The organism is Arthrobacter sp. CJL-S3, assembly GCF_056711635.1.
The window spans coordinates 2,279,534-2,298,766 of sequence record NZ_CM160046.1 but is presented as its reverse complement, the minus strand read 5'-3'; the positions used below and the strand labels follow the sequence as shown (position 1 = coordinate 2,298,766).

General features: G+C 68.0%; 15 protein-coding genes. 11 read left to right on the top strand and 4 right to left on the bottom strand.

Features of this window, described 5'->3' with window-relative positions; translation table 11 throughout:
• Nucleotides 1-167: 167 nt before the first annotated feature.
• Together lepA and hemW are read left to right on the top strand one after the other, a co-directional pair.
• The gene (gene lepA, locus AC06G6_RS10410; RefSeq protein ID WP_307464742.1) at nt 168-2,021 is read left to right on the top strand and encodes a translation elongation factor 4; all 1,854 of its coding nucleotides are present in this window, start codon (nt 168-170) and stop codon (nt 2,019-2,021) included.
• 60 nt (nt 2,022-2,081) lie between these two features.
• Entirely contained in the window at nt 2,082-3,320 is a 1,239-nt protein-coding gene (gene hemW, locus AC06G6_RS10405; protein ID WP_479821748.1) for a radical SAM family heme chaperone HemW, read from the top strand.
• A 97-nt stretch (nt 3,321-3,417) separates the two neighbouring features.
• On the opposite strand, the gene AC06G6_RS10400 is transcribed toward hemW, so the two are convergent.
• Both AC06G6_RS10400 and AC06G6_RS10395 read right to left on the bottom strand, forming a co-directional pair.
• Nucleotides 3,418-3,837: a DUF4870 domain-containing protein gene (locus AC06G6_RS10400; protein WP_307464747.1), complete on the bottom strand. Its 420-nt coding sequence runs from the start codon at nt 3,835-3,837 to the stop codon at nt 3,418-3,420.
• A gap of 143 nt (nt 3,838-3,980) precedes the next feature.
• Nucleotides 3,981-4,832 carry a DUF3097 domain-containing protein gene (locus AC06G6_RS10395; protein WP_479821746.1) on the bottom strand — a complete coding sequence of 284 codons (852 nt, stop codon included), beginning with the start codon at nt 4,830-4,832 and terminating at the stop codon, nt 3,981-3,983.
• 232 nt (nt 4,833-5,064) lie between these two features.
• Between AC06G6_RS10395 and hrcA the strand changes: the two genes are divergently transcribed.
• The 3 genes from hrcA (at nt 5,065) to AC06G6_RS10380 (ending at nt 8,152) form a co-directional block, all read left to right on the top strand.
• Nucleotides 5,065-6,078 (top strand): heat-inducible transcriptional repressor HrcA, encoded by a 1,014-nt coding sequence (gene hrcA, locus AC06G6_RS10390; protein ID WP_307464751.1) that lies wholly within the window; start codon nt 5,065-5,067, stop codon nt 6,076-6,078.
• A gap of 110 nt (nt 6,079-6,188) precedes the next feature.
• Entirely contained in the window at nt 6,189-7,316 is a 1,128-nt protein-coding gene (dnaJ, locus tag AC06G6_RS10385) for a molecular chaperone DnaJ (protein WP_307464753.1), read from the top strand.
• 2 nt (nt 7,317-7,318) lie between these two features.
• On the top strand, nt 7,319-8,152 hold the full coding sequence (locus AC06G6_RS10380) for a 16S rRNA (uracil(1498)-N(3))-methyltransferase (protein WP_479821743.1): 834 nt from the start codon (nt 7,319-7,321) through the stop codon (nt 8,150-8,152).
• Nucleotides 8,153-8,257: 105 nt separating this feature from the next.
• On the opposite strand, the gene AC06G6_RS10375 is transcribed toward AC06G6_RS10380, so the two are convergent.
• Entirely contained in the window at nt 8,258-9,157 is a 900-nt protein-coding gene (locus AC06G6_RS10375) for a GerMN domain-containing protein (RefSeq protein ID WP_479821741.1), read from the bottom strand.
• Nucleotides 9,158-9,615: 458 nt separating this feature from the next.
• On the opposite strand from AC06G6_RS10375, the gene AC06G6_RS10370 reads away from it, so the two are divergent.
• From AC06G6_RS10370 to AC06G6_RS10350, 5 genes are all read left to right on the top strand, one after another.
• A complete protein-coding gene (locus tag AC06G6_RS10370) occupies nt 9,616-10,704 on the top strand; it encodes a PhoH family protein (RefSeq protein ID WP_479821739.1) in 1,089 nt (362 codons plus the stop codon).
• The gene (gene ybeY / locus AC06G6_RS10365; RefSeq protein ID WP_463899671.1) at nt 10,701-11,174 is read left to right on the top strand and encodes an rRNA maturation RNase YbeY; all 474 of its coding nucleotides are present in this window, start codon (nt 10,701-10,703) and stop codon (nt 11,172-11,174) included. Before AC06G6_RS10370 ends, ybeY begins: the two co-directional genes overlap by 4 nt.
• Nucleotides 11,171-12,502: a hemolysin family protein gene (locus tag AC06G6_RS10360; protein WP_479821736.1), complete on the top strand. Its 1,332-nt coding sequence runs from the start codon at nt 11,171-11,173 to the stop codon at nt 12,500-12,502. Before ybeY ends, AC06G6_RS10360 begins: the two co-directional genes overlap by 4 nt.
• A complete protein-coding gene (gene era / locus AC06G6_RS10355; RefSeq protein WP_479821734.1) occupies nt 12,486-13,445 on the top strand; it encodes a GTPase Era in 960 nt (319 codons plus the stop codon). Before AC06G6_RS10360 ends, era begins: the two co-directional genes overlap by 17 nt.
• A 237-nt stretch (nt 13,446-13,682) precedes the next feature.
• Entirely contained in the window at nt 13,683-15,140 is a 1,458-nt protein-coding gene (locus tag AC06G6_RS10350; protein WP_479821732.1) for an LCP family protein, read from the top strand.
• Between the two features lie 99 nt (nt 15,141-15,239).
• Here AC06G6_RS10350 and AC06G6_RS10345 read toward each other — a convergent pair whose 3' ends face one another.
• Nucleotides 15,240-17,192: a M13 family metallopeptidase gene (locus tag AC06G6_RS10345; RefSeq protein WP_479821730.1), complete on the bottom strand. Its 1,953-nt coding sequence runs from the start codon at nt 17,190-17,192 to the stop codon at nt 15,240-15,242.
• Between the two features lie 253 nt (nt 17,193-17,445).
• On the opposite strand from AC06G6_RS10345, the gene leuA reads away from it, so the two are divergent.
• On the top strand, nt 17,446-19,185 hold the full coding sequence (leuA, locus tag AC06G6_RS10340; RefSeq protein WP_479821728.1) for a 2-isopropylmalate synthase: 1,740 nt from the start codon (nt 17,446-17,448) through the stop codon (nt 19,183-19,185).
• Nucleotides 19,186-19,233 lie beyond the last annotated feature (48 nt).

Here is a 19,233-nt window from a genome sequence, read left to right as displayed (position 1 = left end):
GCAAGCCGGGCGGCAGCCAGACGGCCGGCCGGAGGCGGGGATGCACTCCCGCGGGCCCGGACGTGGGAGACTATAGGTGCAGAGATGCGGCGCGTCGCAGGCTGGGAAACCAGCCCCGCGCCGATCTGCGCAAAAGCCAACAGTATTGCCAACAGTAAGGACCCTGCGTGTCTCCCATGGCCCGCACCGCCCCGGTGCCCGCGGCAACAGATCCGGACATCATCCGGAACTTCTGCATCATTGCGCACATTGACCACGGCAAGTCCACACTGGCCGACCGGATGCTCCAGTACACCGGCGTGGTCCAGTCCCGTGACATGAAGGCCCAGTACCTGGACCGCATGGACATTGAGCGCGAACGCGGCATCACCATCAAGTCCCAGGCAGTCCGTATGCCCTGGGAGCTCGACGGCGTCAGCTACGCGCTGAACATGATCGACACTCCCGGACACGTTGACTTCACCTACGAGGTTTCCCGCTCGCTCGCGGCCTGCGAAGGCGCCGTGCTGCTGGTCGACGCGGCCCAGGGCATCGAGGCCCAGACTCTCGCCAACCTCTACCTGGCGATGGAAAACAACCTCACCATCATCCCGGTCCTGAACAAGATCGACCTCCCGGCGGCCCAGCCCGAGAAATATGCGGCGGAACTGGCCAACCTGATCGGTGGCGACCCCGACGAGGTGCTCCGCGTCTCCGGCAAGACCGGCATGGGCGTCGAGGTCCTGCTCGACAAGATCGTCCGCGACCTTCCGGCCCCCAAGGGTGACCCCAACGCCCCGGCCCGCGCCATGATCTTCGACTCGGTCTACGACACCTACCGCGGCGTGGTCACCTACGTCCGCGTGGTTGACGGCATGCTGCACCCGCGCGAACGCATCCAGATGATGTCCACCCGCGCCACCCACGAACTCCTCGAGATCGGCGTCAGCTCCCCGGAGCCGACCCCCTCCAAGGGCCTCGGCGTCGGTGAAGTGGGCTACCTCATCACCGGCGTGAAGGACGTCCGCCTGTCCAAGGTCGGCGACACCGTCACCAACCTGGCCAAGCCGGCCTCCGAATCCCTGCCCGGCTACGCCGATGCCAAGCCGATGGTCTTCTCCGGCCTGTATCCGCTGGACGGCACGGACTACCCGGTGCTCCGCGACGCGCTTGAGAAGCTGATGCTCAACGACGCCGCCCTGGTGTACGAACCGGAGACGTCCGCCGCGCTGGGCTTCGGCTTCCGCGTGGGATTCCTGGGCCTGCTGCACCTGGAAATCACCCGCGAGCGGCTCGAACGCGAATACAACCTGGACCTCATTTCCACCGCCCCCAACGTGGAATACGAGGTCACGCTGGAGGACAAGAAGGTCGTCCACGTGACGAACCCCAGCGAATACCCCACCGGCAAGATCGCGGAAGTCCGCGAACCGATGGTCGCCGCCACCATCCTGGCGCCGAACGAGTTTGTCGGCGCCATCATGGAGCTGTGCCAGAGCCGGCGCGGCGTCATGGGCGGCATGGACTACCTCTCCGAGGACCGGGTGGAGATCCGCTACCGCCTGCCGCTGGCCGAGATCGTCTTCGACTTCTTCGACATCCTCAAGTCCAAGACCCGCGGCTACGGCTCGCTGGACTGGAAGGCCGACGGCGACCAGGTCGCCGACCTGGTCAAGGTCGACATCATGCTCCAGGGCGAACAGGTGGATGCCTTCTCCGCCATCACACACCGTGACAAGGCCTACGCCTACGGCGTGATGATGACCGGCAAGCTGCGCGAACTCATTCCGCGGCAGCAGTTCGAGGTCCCGATCCAGGCCGCCATCGGTTCCCGGATCATCGCCCGGGAAAGCATCCGCGCCATCCGCAAGGACGTGCTCGCGAAGTGCTACGGCGGTGACATCACCCGCAAGCGCAAACTGCTGGAAAAGCAGAAGGAAGGCAAGAAGCGCATGAAGATGGTGGGCCGCGTCGAGGTCCCGCAGGAAGCCTTCATCGCCGCCCTCACCACGGACGAATCCAAGGACAAGGCCAAGAAGTAGCAGTGCCAGCAATGACTGTCCCCATGCATGCAGGCCTTCCTGCACAGGCAGGCCCGGACCGTGCCTAGCGCCCTCCCGCTGGGCGACCCGGCGCCGCCGGACGGGCTTCTGCCGGCCCAGGCGCTGGAAGGCGCCGCCGGCCGGGCCTTCGGGCTGTACGTGCACATCCCGTTCTGTGCCGTGCGCTGCGGCTACTGCGACTTCAACACCTACACCGCCACGGAGCTCGGCGGCGGGGCCTCCCAGGACGCCTACGCCGGCACCGCCGTCGCGGAGGTCGACTTCGCGGCGGCGGTCCTGCAGCGCAGCGGCCTGCCGGCACGCCCGCTCAGCACGGTCTTTTTCGGCGGCGGAACACCCACTCTGCTCCCCGCCGCGGACCTGGCCCGGATCCTCACCACCGCCATCGCGGCCTGGGGCCTCGAGCCCGGCGCCGAGGTGACCACCGAGGCGAACCCGGACTCCGTCACCCCCGAATCCCTGCAGCTGCTGGCCGACGCCGGCTTCACCCGGGTGTCCTTCGGCATGCAGTCCGCGGTGCCGCACGTCCTCAAAGTGCTTGACCGCACCCACACCCCCAGCAGGGTGCCCCAGGCGGTCCAGTGGGCAAGGGATGCCGGCCTCGCCGTCAGCCTCGACCTCATCTACGGGACGCCCGGGGAGTCGCTGGCCGACTGGCGCTACTCGCTGGAGACGGCACTGTCCTACGGTCCCGACCACATCAGCGCCTACGCGCTGATCGTCGAGGAAGGCACCAAACTGGCCGCGCAGATCCGCCGCGGCGAGGTGCCGGGAATCGACGACGACGACCATGCGGCCAAGTACGAACTCGCCGACGAACTCATTTCGGCCGGCGGGCTCTCCTGGTACGAGGTCAGCAACTGGTCCCGGACCCCGGAGCAGGCCTGCCGCCACAACCTCGCCTACTGGCGCGGGGACGACTGGTGGGGGATCGGCCCGGGCGCGCACTCACACGTCGGCGGCGTGCGCTGGTGGAACGTCAAGCACCCCACCGCCTATGCCAACCGTCTCGGGTCCGGGCTCTCGCCGGCCGCCGGCCGGGAAACCCTCGATTCGGAGACCCGCAACGTGGAGCGCGTCATGCTCGAAGCGCGGCTGAACTCCGGGCTGGAGATTGCCAGCCTGGGCGGGCTGGGCGACACCGGGCGGCACGCCGTCGCCGGACTCATCGCCGACGGTCTCGTGGATCCTGTGGCGGCCTTCCGCGGCCGCCTCGTGCTGACGCTCAAGGGCCGGCTGCTCGCCGACGCCGTGGTCCGCAGGATCCTGCCCGACTGACACCGGCGTTCGGAACCGAACTCAGGCCCGCCGGGAAGGCTCAGGTCACGCCGGACGTTCCGGGCCGGACGTCCCCGTCAGGGCAGGGGCTGCGGGCCTACTTGATCCAGCGGAGGTTGTACTCATAGCGGTGCGGCTGGCCGCGGTTGACGTGGATGCCGGCCGCGACCGAGAAGCACGTCACGGCGATCCAGATGACCGTGGCCAGCACCGCGAAGATGTTGCCCACCACCGGGACGAAGACCAGCAGGTTGCACACCACGGCAGCAATCGTGGGGGGCAGCGTGAAGTTGAGGGCTTCCTTGGACTCCTGCGCCGTGAACGGGCCGCGGTCCTTGAAGATCAAATAAATCAGCAGCGAGGGAACGCAGCCCAGGATGCCGCCGAAGTGCGCCAGCGTAGCCCACTGCCGGTCCTCGTTTGCCGTCAGCGGCAGCGCATTCGCGGGAACGCCGTGGTACGGGGGCTGGCCATGGCCGGCCTGGTTGCCAGTGTGTTCGCGTGCGTCATCTGCCACGGTGTCGTCCTTCGGATTGCGGTGGTGCGTTGCTGCCTGGAGGTGCCAGGGCTGCGCCGGGTGCGTAGCCGCCTTATCAAGAATACTTGCTCGGGCGCGGATTCACCGATCGGCCCGCTGGCGGAGCTGCGCGGCGGGGCGCTTCAGGGGACGGTGAGGAAGTCGATGACCTCCTCCACCCGGCCCAGCAGGGAGGGTTCCAGGTCGGCGTAGCTCCGGACCGCGCCAAGAAGCTTCTGCCAGCCCAGGCCGATGTCCTCCTTGGTGCTGTGCGGCCAGCCGAAGGCCATCAGGATCCCGGTCTTCCAGTCCACGCCGCGGGGGATCACCGGCCACTTCTCGATGCCCAGCACGGCGGGCCGGATCGCCTGCCAGACATCGACGTAGGGGTGGCCGACGATCAGGACGTTGCCGGCCGCGCCGGGGGACGCCATTACCGCCTCCGCGATCCGGGATTCCTTGGAATCGGGCACCAGATGGTCCACCAGGACGCCGAGCCGGCGCCCGGGCCCGGGCCCGAAGGCCGCCACGGCACCGGCCAGGTCATCAATGCCGTGCAGCGGTTCGACGACGATGCCCTCCACCCGGAGATCGTCGCCCCAGACCCGTTCGACGAGCTCGGCGTCGTGCTTGCCCTCCACCCAGATGCGGCTCGCCTTGGCCACCTGGGCGCGCTGGCCGGCCACCCGGACGGAGCCGGAGGCGGTTCTGGTACCGCCGGCGGGTGCCGCGGCGGCACGGGGCGCCGGTGGCATCAGCCGGATCGGCTGGCCCTCCAGCAGGAAGCCGAAGCCGAGGCGGAAGGACCGGGACTTGCCGCGGCGGTCTTCGAGGGCCACCACGACCATGCCGCCGGACTTCTCCACCCGGGTGACGGCCCCCACCCAGCCGGACTGCACATCCTCAAGCACCATTCCGCGCTCCACCGGCACTTCAGGCAGCTGGGCCTTGGCGGGGGCGGACAGGTCCTGAGGGCCCCAATTCTGGTACGACATCGGTTACACACTGCTTTACGCTCGGTTTGCTGCGGCGGGCTGTGCCCGAAAACACCCGCCCCAGGAGGAACGCCCGGAGCGAATTCAATGCTAACAATGCGGCGACTCATATTAGACTGGTTAGCACTTAGGCATGTCGAGTGCTAATCACCATGTCTTGGTGCCGGAACAGTGTCCGGCGCGGCCGGCGACCGGCGGCACCGGATGCGGGACAGTCGAATGGAGGTGGAGCGTGAGCGAACCACGCAAGCTCGAAGTGCTGCGCGCCATCGTGGAGGACTACGTCCATTCACGGGAACCCGTCGGCTCCAAAGCCCTCGTGGAGCGGCACCACCTCGGGGTGTCCAGTGCCACGATCCGAAATGACATGGCTGCCCTGGAAGATGAGGGCCTCATCACGGCGCCGCACACAAGCGCCGGGCGCATCCCCACCGACAAGGGCTACCGGCTCTTCGTGGACCAGATTTCGGCGGTCAAGCCGCTCTCACCGGCGGAACGCCGCGCCATCCAGGCCCTGCTGGAGGGCTCCGATGACCTCGACCACGTCCTCGACCGGACCGTGCGGCTGCTCGCGCAGCTGACCAACCAGGTCGCCGTCGTGCAGTACCCCCACCTGAGCCGGGCCAAGGTCCGGCACATCGAATTCGTCCTGCTGGCTCCCCGCAAGGTGCTCGCAGTGCTGATCGCGGACACCGGCAAGGTGGAACAGCGCGTCATCGACGCGGGGCAGGAACTCTCCGAGGAGGTCCTCTCCGAACTGCGCACACGGTTCCTCGGCAGCCTCTCGGGCACTCCGCTGAACCTGCTGCCGCAGACGCTGCAGTCGGTCATTGCCAGCTGCCCGCCCGCGCGGCGCAGCGCCGCGCAGGCGCTGGCGCGCGGCCTGGAGGCCCTGGCCACCAGCAGCCGCGAGGAGCGGATGGTCATGGCCGGGACCGCCAACCTCGCCCGCTCCAACGTCGACTTCCCGCTGAGCATCGGCCCGGTGCTGGAAGCCCTCGAGGAGCAGGTGGTCATGCTCCGCCTGCTGAGCGACATGGCCGAGGACCCGCGGGGCGTGACGGTGAGCATCGGCCGGGAAAACCCCTACGACGGACTCGCCGAGGCCTCCGTGGTGGCGACCGGCTACGGCCCGGACGCGACGGCGAAAGTCGGCGTGCTGGGCCCCACCCGCATGGACTATCCGACCACCATGGCCGCCGTCCGGGCCGTGGCCCGTTACCTTTCGCGGATTCTCGGCCCCTGACGAACCGCGCAGACCCGCGTCCACCCGCCGGCCCAACGGGCCGACACCAGACTTCTTGCCCCTAACAGGCAGTGCCCCACCGGCAGTACAAAAAGGAAGAGATACACATTTTGAGCAGCCATTACGACGTTCTGGGAGTCTCCCGCGAAGCTACCGGAGAAGAGATCAAGAAGGCCTACCGCAAGCTCGCGCGGACCCTCCACCCGGACGTGAACCCGGGGGACGACGCCTCGGACCGCTTCAAGGCAGTCACCCACGCCTACGAGGTGCTGTCCGATCCGCAGAAACGCCGGATCTACGACACGACGGGCAACGAGAACGGCACCGACAACGGCTTCGGCGGCGGCAGCTACGCCGGCCAGGGCTTCGCGTTCCAGGACATTTTCGAGACCTTCTTCGGCGCCGGCGGCCAGGCCGGACCGGCCTCCAGGGTCCGCCGCGGCCAGGACGCCCTGATCAGCGTCCGGATCGACCTCCGCGACGCCGTCTTCGGCGTCAACAAGAAAATCGAAGTGGACACGGCCGTCACCTGCCCCACCTGCGACGGCTCGTGCTGCCGTGCAGGCAGCCACCCGGAACGCTGTGACATCTGCGGCGGCAGCGGCCAGGTCCAGCGCGCCGTGCGTTCCATCCTCGGCCAGGTCATGACGACGGCCCCCTGCGGGTCCTGCGAGGGCTTCGGCACCGTCATCAAGGACCCCTGCAACGAATGCGCCGGCCAGGGCCGGATCCGCAGCCGGCGTTCCCTGACGGTCAAGGTTCCCGCCGGTGTCGCCACCGGCACCCGCATCCAGCTCTCCGGGCAGGGTGAGGCCGGACCTGCCGGCGGCCCCGCGGGCGACCTGTACGTCGAGATCCGGGTCAACAACGACGCCACGTACGTGCGCGACGGCGACGACCTGCACGCGAGCCTCAACATCCCCATGACGGCCGCCGCGCTGGGCACCGAGCTGACCCTCGACACCTTCGACGGCCGCCAGGAGATCGATGTCAAGGCCGGCACCCAGTCCGGCGAGGTCATTACGCTCCGCGGGCTCGGCGTCACCCACCTGCGCGGCTACGGCCGCGGCGACCTCAAGGTCCACCTCCAGGTGGACACCCCCGCCAAGCTCGATGCCGCCCAGGAGGATCTGCTCCGCCAGCTCGCCAAGCTGCGCGGGGAACAGTTCAGCGAAGGAAAGCTCGCCGCGAGCGGCGGGGTCTTCGCGAAGCTTCGGGACCGGCTCGGTAACCTGTAGCGGTGAGCAACCCGGTCTTCTTCACCGCCCCCGGCACCCTGGACGGGCTGGCCCCCGGGTCCGTCTTCGTCCTTGACGGTCCCGAGGCCCGCCATGCCGTCACGGTGAAGCGCCTTGGCGTGGGGGAGACCGTGGACATCGCCGACGGCGCCGGAAAACGCCTCACCGGCACCGTGGCCGCGGTCGCGCCCGGCGAACTGTCCGTGGAGTGCTCCGGACTCGCGGAGGAGCCCCGGCCCGCGGTGCGGCTCGTCCTGGTCCAGGCCCTCGCAAAGGGCGACCGGGATGAACTCGCCGCCGAAACCGCCACCGAACTGGGGATCGACGCCGTCGTCCCCTGGCAGGCGGAACGTTCGATTGTCCGCTGGAAGGCCGAACGCGCTGCGAAAGCCCACGCCAAGTGGCAGTCCGTCGTCACGGCGGCGGCCAAGCAGGCACGCCGCGCCTGGATTCCCCGGGTCCGCCCCGCCGTCGACGGCGCCGGGCTGCAGGCGGCGGTGGCCGCGGCCGACCTGGCCATCATCCTGCACGAGGACGCCGTGCGTCCGCTGCGTCAGGTGCTGGAGGCCTGGCTTGCGGCCGGCCCCACCGACAGCCCCGCCGGCTCAGCGGCCGGCAGGGATGCTGCCGGCGGCGGCGCTGCGGTCGACGGGGAAGATCAGGGCCGCGAGGTGCTGCTGATCGTCGGACCCGAGGGCGGCATCAGCCCGCGGGAAGTGACCAGGCTCTGCGACGCCGGCGCGGTGACGGCCCTGCTGGGGCACCATGTGCTGCGCTCGTCCACGGCCGGTCCCGCCGCCACGGTCCTCGCCAGCGACATCCTCGGCCGCTGGTAGCGGAGGCGGTCCGTCCGCCCCAAAAGACCGATCGACTGCTCCGTAACCGCCGTTTTGAGGGTTCAAAAGGGCCGTTGCGGAGCAGTCGATGGTAGGGGTTGTCCGCTATTTGACCGTGAACCCGCGGGTGTCGACGTTCAGTTCCTCGGCCGGGTTGCCCTCCTCGAGCTGCGACACCCGGACCTCGTAGTGGCCCGGCCCCAGGCTGACCGAGAGGCCGAACGCTCCCGACTGGCCGGCCTCGGCCGACGCCGTGACCGTCCCGTCCAGGTACCTGGTCTCGACGCTGCCGTCGATGCGCAGGATCTCCCACTTAAGTCTGCCGCCCGGAGCGGTGCTGCGGCCGGAGATCTTGACGGCGCCGTCCTCCACGGAGGTCCCTTCCTGGGGATCAATGATCCACACCGGGGCGACCATGCCGGCGCTGCGTGCCGTCGGGGCGCCAAGCCGGACATGGTTGAAGGCGACGTAATCGGTGTGCCCGTCCACGAGCACCACCACCTGGATCTGCTGGCCGGCATCGATCAGCCCCGCGCTGGCCGCGGCCGCCGTCGCGGTGTAGACGAGCTGCTGGACCGCGCGCTCGGCCATGGCCGGGTCCACATTGCTGTTGAAGGCGTCGGCGGACATGTCCACCGTGATGACGTTCTTGCCCGAAATGGAGCTCGCCAGTTTCTTGGGGTTCTGCCACGGGGTGAAGAAGTCCGGGTCGAACGGCTTCTCGGACATCATGACCCGGAGCGCCCGCGTGACCGGGTTGTCCTGTTCCGGAACGTCACGGAACTCCCGGTAGAGGAACGTGCTGTCGTTGCTCCGCCCGATCCAATACACCGGCGCCTTGTTGGACGCCTGCGTGGTTTCCAGCGGCGCGCTCGTGGCCGGCGCCGACGCCTGGGCAGACAGGACCTGCGACGGGGCACTGGAATCCGTGATGCCGGTCTGGGGCGTGGCCACGCAGCCGGTGAGTGCCAGGGCCAGCGCTGCGGGCAGCGCCAGCAGCGGCATGCCCGGACGTGTCCGCCTGCCTGCCGCTGTGTGCCCAGTCCCGCGATCCCTGATGGCTTGCCTTCCGCTTCTCGTCTTCTTGGTGTTCTACCGCCCCGGCCCGGCTCAAAAGCCGTGACGGAGGCCGGTTTCCAGCATGGCATATGGGTCCGGCGGCAACGCCGGGAATCGGCCGGCCGGCGGGAACTGCAACGGGAACGATATGAGGCCGATACGAAGTTGATACCTAAAACCGGGAACAGCGCCGCATGACTCCGGGCCGCGGCCCGACAGGCCGGCCCGCCAGGCGCGGTGCGAAGCCCCGCACTGGCGTAAGATAAAAGGACCCGCTGACCCCGGAACCAGAAGGCGCGAACCACGGTTTAATCAAACGCCGTCAAATCAAGCGCCGTCGGGGCCGGATCAGCGGACAGACCATTTCCGAACTGGAGGGGACCAGAGGCCCGCGGGCCAACACCATGACTGAAGCAGTGAACGGCAAGGCCCGGATCAGCGCCGGAGAGCGCGCCGCAGGTGAATTTCCCCACTCCCTACCCGGGCTGCGGACGGAGGTGGTCCTGTTCGACAACTCCGATCAGATGGTCCAGTCCCTTGGCAGTCATGACGAGGCCCTGCGCTTCATTGAGGCCCAGTTCCCGGCCGTCGACTTCCATGTCCGCGGCAACGAACTCGCCATCAGCGGGCCGGCCGCCGACGTGCCGCGGATCATGCGCCTGCTCAACGAGGTCCGGGGACTCGTCGCCCGGGGCACCGTCGTCACCCCCTCCGTCCTGCAGCAGCTCGTGTCGATGCTCCGGAGCCAGTCCCTGCAGAACCCGGTCGAGGTGCTCACCCACAACATCCTCTCGAGCCGCGGCAAGACGATCCGGCCGAAGACGCTGAACCAGAAGAACTACGTGGACGCGATCGACGACAACACGGTGATCTTCGGAATCGGCCCGGCCGGTACCGGCAAGACGTACCTGGCGATGGCCAAGGCCGTGCAGGCACTGCAGCAGAAGGAAGTCACCAGGATCATCCTGACCCGTCCCGCCGTCGAGGCGGGGGAGCGGCTGGGATTCCTTCCCGGCACGCTCAGCGACAAGATCGACCCCTACCTGCGCCCGCTCTACGACGCCCTGCACGAAATGATGGACCCCGAATCCATCCCCCGGCTGATCGCTGCCGGCACGATCGAGGTCGCCCCTCTGGCGTACATGCGCGGACGCACGCTCAATGACGCCTTCATCATCCTGGACGAGGCGCAGAACACCACTCCGGAGCAGATGAAGATGTTCCTCACCCGGCTGGGCTTCGGCTCCAAAATGGTGGTCACCGGCGACGTCACGCAGGTCGACCTGCCCTTCGGGACCCGGTCCGGCCTCCGCATCGTGGAGGACATCCTGCAGGGCATCGACGACGTCAACTTCACCGTCCTGGACGCCTCCGACGTCGTCCGGCACCGCCTGGTGGGCGACATCGTCAACGCCTACAGCGTCTGGGACGAGATCCAGCGGAACCGGGTCAAGCATTCCGTGGCCCGCGACAAGCGGGAGGAACGCGCGTGAGCATTGAGGTCAACAACGAATCCGGCATCACCGTCGATGAGGCCGAGTTGGTCCAGCTGTCCCGTTTCATTTTCGAACGACTCTTCATCCACCCGCAGGCCGAACTGTCGATCCTCCTCGTGGACGAGCCGGCCATGGAGAAGCTGCACATCGAGCTGATGGACGAGCCGGGCTCCACCGACGTGCTCTCCGTGCCCATGGACGAGCTGACGCCGGGCACCCCGGACAAGCCCACGCCGCAGGGCATGCTCGGCGACATCGCCATCTGCCCGCAGGTCGCGGAGGTCCAGGCGATGAACGCCGGCCACTCCACCCAGGACGAGATGCTGCTGCTGACGACCCACGGCATCCTGCACCTGCTCGGCTTCGACCACGCGGAGCCGGAGGAGAAGGAGGAGATGTTCGGCCTCCAGCGCGAACTGCTCGCTGCCTTCACCGGTAAAGACGCCCCCTCCGAGACGATTCAGTGACGCCACTGATCGTTGCCGGCATGGCGCTGGTGTTCCTTAGTTTTGCCGCGTTCCTGACCGCCGCCGAATCTGCCTTCAACTACCTTTCCCGGCACGACGCCGAGGCCGCGATCCTGCACAGCCGCGGTACCGCGCTCAAGCGCATCATGGCCCAGCCCGTGGCCCACATGCGGGCCCTGCGGTTCTGGCGCATCTGGTTCGACATGGCCTCCGCCGTCGCCGTGACGGTGCTGCTGAACAGCCTGCTCGACAACGTCTGGCTCTCCGGGCTGATCGCCACCGGCGTGATGGCCCTGCTCGGCTTCGTCATCGTCGGGGTGTCCCCGCGCCAGCTCGGCCGGGTGCACTCCGCCGGACTGGTCCGCTTCAGCGCCCCGCTGATCCGCTGGCTCTGCTGGGTGCTGGGTCCCATTCCCGGCTGGCTCGTCACCCTGGGCAGCGCGGTGGCCCCCGGGGCGCCCGCTGACAACGAGGCGTTCTTCAGCGAAGAGGAATTCCGCGAACTCGTGGACCGGGCCACGGAGTCCGACGTGATCGAGGACAACGAGGCGGAGATGATCCAGTCGGTGTTCGACTTCGGGGACACCCTGGTCCGCTCCGTCATGGTGCCCCGCACCGACATCCTCTGCATCGACTCCGGGTCCAGCCTGCACCGGGCCATGTCGCTGTTCCTGCGCTCGGGCTATTCCCGGATCCCCGTCATCGGCGAGAACACGGACCAGGTCCTGGGGATCGTCTACCTCAAGGATGTGGCCGCGGTCATCCACAACCTCGCCCCCGGTGAGGAGCCGCCGGTGGTTGACGAGCTCGCCCGCGAGGTGCGCTACGTGCCGGACTCCAAACCGGTGAGTGAACTGCTGCGCGAGCTGCAGAAGGAATCGACCCACGTCGCCATCGTGATCGACGAATACGGCGGCACGGCCGGGCTCGTCACCCTCGAGGACCTCATCGAGGAAATCGTCGGTGAGATCGTCGACGAATACGACACCGAGAGCGCGGAAGCGGTGGAACTCGGCGACGGAAGCTACCGGGTGAGCGCCCGGATGAGCATCGAGGACCTGGGTGAGCTGTTCGACCTTGAGCTCGACGACGACGAAGTGGACACCGTGGGCGGCCTGCTCGCCAAGGCCCTCGGCCGGGTGCCGATTGTCGGCAGCACCGTCGAGGTCCACGGCCTGTCCCTCCGTGCCGACCGGCTTGAGGGCCGGCGCAACCGCGTCAGCCACATCATTGCGGCGGCCGTACCAACAGTAGAAACTGACCTTGAAGACCTTCTCGACGAGGCCGCACCAATCCAACAGGGAGTCTCACGTGAGCAAGCAGAATAAGTCCGACGGCGAAGCGCCCCACGCCGGCTACCGGGCCGGTTTCGCGGTGCTGGTCGGGCGGCCCAATACGGGCAAGTCGACCCTCACCAACGCCCTGGTCGGCCAGAAGGTCGCGATCACCTCGGCCAAACCGCAGACCACGCGCCACACCATCCGCGGCATTGTGCACCGGGACGACGGGCAGCTGATCCTCGTCGACACTCCGGGCCTGCACCGCCCGCGCACCCTGCTGGGGAAGCGGCTGAACGAACTCGTGGCCGACACCCTCGCCGAGGTCGACGCGATCGGCTTCTGCCTGCCGGCGAACGAGAAGATCGGCCCGGGCGACAAATTCATCGCCGCCCAGCTCGCCGCCATCGGAAACAAACCGGTCATCGCCATCGTGACGAAGGCCGACACGGTGGACCGCCAGGCCCTCACCGAACAGCTGCTCGCCGTCGACGCCCTGGGCCGCGAGGTCCTCGGCGAGGACGGCTGGAAGGACATCGTCCCGGTCTCCGCCGCCGATGGCTTCCAGGTCAAGACCGTTGCCGACGTGCTGATCGGCCTGATGCCGCCGTCGCCGCCGCTCTACCCGGACGGCCACCTGACGGACGAGCCGGAAGCGGTGATGATCGCCGAACTCATCCGGGAGGCCGCCCTTGAGGGCGTCCGCGACGAACTGCCGCACTCCCTTGCCGTCGTCGTCGACGAGATCGTTCCGCGGGAGGGCAGGCCCGACGACAAGCCCTTCCTCGACGTGCGGGTCAATCTCTACGTGGAACGTCCTTCGCAGAAGGCCATCATCATCGGCAAGGGCGGCGCCCGGCTCCGTGAGGTCGGCACCAACGCCCGCAAGGCGATCGAGGCGCTGCTCGGCGCGCGCATCTACCTGGACCTGCACGTGAAGGTCGCCAAGGACTGGCAGCGGGACCCGAAGCAGCTCGTCAAGCTCGGCTTCTAGCCGCCACCCTGGCGCCGGGGAGGCCCGCGCCGCTCCCATGCAGCCCGCCATCGGGGAATTCCCAGATTCGGACACTAAAATGGGCTGACCCCTGTCGTGAAAGAAGGCTCAACTGTGGCTCGACCCCGTGAAGACCGCGCAGACGGAACCGGACCCCCGGTTCGGTCAGGTTCTGCTGCCCGGCACACGGATGATCCCGCCGTCGGTCCGGCACGGCACCTGGGACGCATCCGCAGCATGCCCGGCTGGCTGAAGATGGGCACCGCCGTGGTCTCCATCCTGCTGGTGGGTGTCCTCGCCTTCGGCGCCTACTGGGTCCTCCGCCTGCAGGGCAATATCAGCAAGGCATCACTCGGCGCCGGCAGCGACAAGACCGAAGGCGCCCTGGACGACTCGCGGGACCGGATGCAGATCCTCATTCTGGGCTCGGACACCCGTGACGGAAAGAACTCGAAATACGGCACGTCCGACGACGCCACCGGGTTCGGGCACTCGGATGTCATGATGCTGATGGACATCTCGGCGGACAACAAGCGGGTCAGCGTCGTCAGCTTCCCCCGCGACCTGCTCGTGGACACGCCCGCCTGCACCGACCAGGAAACCAAACAGGAATTCCCGGCGCAGGAGAACGTGATGATCAACGAGGCCATGTCGGAAGCCGGCATCGGCTGCGCCGTCGACACGGTCAACAAACTGACGGGCCTGGAGATCGACCACTTTATGATGGCCGACTTCAACGCCGTCAAGGAGCTCTCGAACACGGTGGGCGGCGTGGAGGTCTGCATCAGCGACGCCGTGTACGACCCGGATTCGAAGCTGCGCCTGCCCAAGGGGACCTCCACGGTCCAGGGCGAGCAGGCACTGGCGTTCCTGCGCACACGGCACGCCTTCGCCGACGGCGGCGACCTCGGCAGGATCAAGGCACAGCAGGGCTTCCTGTCCGCCCTGACGCGGAAGATGAAGGATGACGGCACGATGTCCAACCCCGGCAAGATGCTGGAGATCGCCGATGTCGTGACCCGGAACCTGACCATCGACGAGGGGCTCGCCTCTATCCCGACGCTGTTGACGGTCGGGAACCGGCTGAAGAACATCGACGTCGGCAAGGTCGCCTTCGTGGCGGTCCCGACGGTGCCCGCGGTGAGCGACCCGAACCGCCTGCAGGTCGCGGAGCCGGCCGCGTCCCAGCTCTTCGCGGCGATGCGCAAGGACATTGACCTCACGGACCCGACGGCGCCGCCGAGCCCGTCCGCGTCCCCGGACCCCAGTGCCAGCCAAAGTGCCGAGCCGACACCCAGTGAGACGGCCCCCGCCTATGACAAGGCGCTGCAGCCCGTCACGGTCGCGAACGGGTCCGGTGTCCCGGCGCGGACCCAGGAGATCCTCCAGGCCCTCACCGCCGGAGGTTTCACCCAACTCGGCCAGCTGGCCGCCCCGCCGGTCGCGGCGACTGCCGTCTACTACGGTGCCGGTTATGAGGTGGTGGCCGCCGATGTAGCCGCCCTGCTGGGCGTTCCGGCGACGCAGGTCCTCCCGGCCGCCGGTGTCGCCGGCGTCCAGGTCTACCTGGGCAGCGACCTGGTGGGCGGCACCCCTGGTGCGGACGCCGCGGTGCAGCTGCCCCCGGACATCGTCAACCAGACCGCCGGCGACGTCGTCTGCCAGCAGGCCAACCCGGCGCTGATCACCCGGTAGCGGCGCCCCTTAGCCACACAGAGGGCCGGCCGCGGGAACAGAACAGTTCCCGCGGCCGGCCCTCTGTGTGCGGCCGGGCAGCCCGTGCCGCCGGGGTGCCTACCAGATGCTGACGCGCTCGTCCGCCGGCATCCACATGCCGTCCTGCTCCGCCGTGCCGAAGGCCTCGTGGAAGGCGTCCAGGTTCCTGGCGATCTGGTTGGTGCGGAACTCATTGGGGGAGTGCGGATCCGTGGCGAGCCTGCGGATCGCTTCCTCGGTCCGCATGACCTGCCGCCAGCCGGCAGCCCAGGACGCAAAGAAGCGCTGCGCGCCGGTCAGGCCGTCCAGCACCGGAGGCTCCTGCCCGTCGAGGCTGATCAGGTAGGCCTTATAGGCAATCGTCAGGCCGCCGAGGTCGCCGATGTTCTCGCCCAGGGTCAGTTTGCCGTTGACGGTGTGCCCGGACGCCGCGGCGGGGGAGAGCGCATCGAACTGGGCCACCAGCCGGGCGGCCAGCGATTCGAAGGCGGTGCGGTCGTCTTCCGTCCACCAGTTGCGGAGCAGCCCGCTGCCATCGTACTGGGAGCCCTGGTCGTCAAAACCGTGGCCGATTTCGTGCCCGATGATGGCGCCGATGCCACCGTAGTTGACGGCGTCGTCGGCGTCGGCGGTGAAGAAAGGCGGCTGCAGGATCGCCGCGGGGAAAACGATCTCGTTGAGCAGCGGGTGGTAGTACGCATTTACCGTCTGCGGCGTCATCAGCCACTTTTCCCGGTCCACGGGCTTGCCCACCTCATCAAGGTGCCGGTCGACGTCGGCGTTGTGCGCGCGCTCCACATTGCCGAGCAGATCCGTCGGGTCGATTTCCACCGCGGAGTAGTCGATCCACTTGTCCGGGTAGCCGATCTTGGCCCGGAAGGAGTCCAGCTTCTTCAGCGCCTCATGTTTCGTGTCCTCGCCCATCCAGGCCAGGCCGGTGATGGATTCGCGGTATGCCTCGATCAGGTTCGCGACCAGCGACACCATCCGGGCCTTGTGCGTCTCCGGGAAGTGCCGGGCCACGTAGATCTGGCCCACGGCCTCGCCCAGCGCGGCCTCGACGACGGCGACCCCGCGCTTCCAGCGGTCCTTGTTCCGCGGGGTGCCGCTGAGGGTGGTGCCGTAAAAGGCGAAGTTGGCGTCCACGAACGCGGAGGAGAGGTACGGTGCGGCGGCGCTGACGACGCGCAGGGCCAGCCATTCCTGCCAGGCGGACAGCGGCTCGGAGTCCAGCAGGGCCGCCGCCCCGGCGAAGAAGTCCGGCGTGCTCACGACCAGTTCCGTGCGCTTCTCCGGCGTGATGGCGGCGGCATCGAACCAGGCCGTGAGGAGCGGGAAGAGCCCGGTGGCCTCATCGGCGGATTTCAGGTTGTACGTCTTCTGCGGATCCCGCAGGGTGACCTTGTCCCAGTGGTGGCCGGCCAGCGCCGTTTCCAGCGCCACGACCCGGCCGGCCGCTGCCTTCGGGTCGGCGACGCCGGCAAGGGTGAAAACGGCCGCCACATGGTCCTGGTAGGCCTGGACCACCGCGGCGAACTTCTCCTCGCGGTAATACGATTCATCCGGCAGGCCGAGTCCGCCCTGGCCGGTGTAGAGCAGGATCCGGTCCGGGTTGCCGGCGTCGGGGGCGGGATAGATGTAGAAGAGGCCGCCCACGTCCGCACGGAACAGGCGCCCGGAGAGAGCCACGAGGTCGGCGACCGTCTGCGTGGCGAACACCTCGGCGAGCCGCTGCCGGATCGGGTCCAGTCCCTTGGCCTCCACCGCAGCCTCATCCATGAAGCTGTTGTAGAGGTCCCCGATCTTCTGCTCGATCCCGGTGGACTCCGCGCCGCGGGCTGCCGCGTCCTCGATGATCTCCTTCACCGCAAGCTCCGAGCCGTCCCGCAGCGCCGTGAACGTGCCCTCCAGGGGCCGGTCGTCCGGGATCTCGGTGCTCTTGAGCCAGGTGCCGTTGACATGCTGGTACAGGTCATCCTGCGGCCGGACACTGGCGTCGATATTGGACAGGTCGATCCCCGAAAGTGGCACGGATGCTCCTTTGAGAGGCAGCCCGGGACCGCCGTGTTACGGGTCGCCGGGTCTGCATGGTGGACGTTACGGAGGTGTGGCTCCTTCATCTTACGCACCCGTGTTACTGTGAAAAGGTGCGCGCAGAACTGCTTCTTCTTAGCTGCCGCGGCGAGGCCTCAGACGCGATCTAGCGCAAGGCCCACCCTCGCTGCGGAGTTTGTGTTGCCCGGCCACCCTTTCATCAGGAATCACAGAAAAGGCCCCGATTGTAATGCGAAACGCACAGAAGCCCTCAGGAATGCCCGTCCACCGCTACGTCCCGTTCCAGGACCTGATCACGGTTGAACTGCCGGACCGGACGTGGCCGGACAAGGTCATCACCAAGGCCCCGCGCTGGTGCGCCGTGGACCTGCGCGACGGCAACCAGGCCCTGATCGACCCGATGAGCCCGGCCCGCAAGCTGAAGATGTTCCAGCTGCTGGTCCAGATGGGCTACAAGGAAATCGAAGTCGGGTTCCCCTCCGCCTCGCAGACGGACTTCGACTTCGTCCGCCAGCTGATCGAGGGCAACCACATCCCGGACGACGTCACGATCCAGGTCCTGACCCAGGCCCGCGAGCACCTCATCGAGCGGACCTACGAGTCCCTCGTCGGCGCCAAGCAGGCGATCGTGCACCTGTACAACTCGACATCGGTCCTGCAGCGCCGGGTCGTCTTCAACCAGGACGAGGACGGCATCCTGGACATCGCCCTGCAGGGCGCGCGGCTGTGCAAGAAGTACGAAGAGACGCTGCAGGACACCCACATCACGTACGAGTACTCGCCCGAATCCTTCACCGGGACCGAGCTGGAGTACGCCGTGCGGGTCTGCAACGCCATCGCCGACGTGTTCGAGGCCTCCGCCGACAGCCAGGTCATCATCAACCTGCCGGCCACGGTGGAAATGGCCACCCCCAACGTCTACGCCGACTCCATTGAGTGGATGAGCCGGAACCTGCACCCGCGGGAGGGCATCATCCTGTCCCTGCACCCGCACAATGACCGCGGCACCGGCGTCGCGGCCGCCGAGCTGGGCTACCTGGCCGGCGCGGACCGGATCGAAGGCTGCCTGTTCGGCAACGGCGAGCGGACCGGCAACGTGGACCTGGTGACGCTGGGCCTGAACATGTTCGTCCAGGGCATCGACCCGATGATCGACTTCTCCGACATCGACGAAGTCCGCCGCACCGTCGAGTACTGCAACCAGCTGCCCGTGGCCGAGCGCACCCCGTACGGCGGGGACCTCGTCTTCACGGCGTTCTCCGGGTCGCACCAGGACGCCATCAAGAAGGGCCTGGAAGCCCTCGAGAAGGACGCGGCCGCAGCCGGCAAGGACGTCGCCGACTACGCCTGGCAGGTCCCGTACCTGCCGGTCGACCCGAAGGACCTCGGCCGCAGCTACGAGGCCGTCATCCGCGTCAACTCCCAGTCGGGCAAGGGCGGCGTCGCCTACCTGCTGAAGAACGAGCACAACCTGGACCTGCCGCGGCGTGCGCAGATCGAGTTCTCCGGTGTCATCCAGAAGCAGACCGACACCGTGGGCGGCGAAGTCAGCGGCGCCCAGCTCTGGCAGGTCTTCCAGGATGAGTACCTGCCCTCCGGCTCCGCGGACGAGCAGTGGGGCCGCTACGCCCTCGGCCCGTTCAGCACCGAGACGGACGAGGACGGTTCCATGACGCTGCACGCCGCGCTCAAGATCGACGGCACCCCCGTCCACCGCACCGGCACCGGCAACGGTCCGATCGCTGCGCTGCTGAGCATCCTGCGCGAAGACGGCGTCGACGTCCGGGTGCTGGATTACAGCGAACATGCCCTGTCCGAAGGCGGCAGCGCCCTCGCCGCGGCCTATGTCGAATGCGCCGTGGGGGAGCGTGTGCTGTGGGGCGTCGGGATCGACGCCAACACGTCCACGTCCTCGCTCAAGGCCGTCATCTCGGCCGTGAACCGCGCCATCCGGGACGCCCGCGCCTAAGCCGGCCCTCACTACTGCGCCGCCGGGCCCTCCGGCGGCGCAGTCTGC

Coding starts and splice junctions, on each gene's coding strand:
- AC06G6_RS10375 (WP_479821741.1), bottom strand. CDS start 9,157: ATGCCGCTGCTGGCGCTGCCCGCAGCGCTGGCCCTGGCACTCACCGGC.
- AC06G6_RS10370 (WP_479821739.1), top strand. CDS start 9,616: ATGACTGAAGCAGTGAACGGCAAGGCCCGGATCAGCGCCGGAGAGCGC.
- leuA (WP_479821728.1), top strand. CDS start 17,446: ATGCGAAACGCACAGAAGCCCTCAGGAATGCCCGTCCACCGCTACGTC.
- AC06G6_RS10350 (WP_479821732.1), top strand. CDS start 13,683: ATGCCCGGCTGGCTGAAGATGGGCACCGCCGTGGTCTCCATCCTGCTG.
- AC06G6_RS10395 (WP_479821746.1), bottom strand. CDS start 4,832: ATGTCGTACCAGAATTGGGGCCCTCAGGACCTGTCCGCCCCCGCCAAG.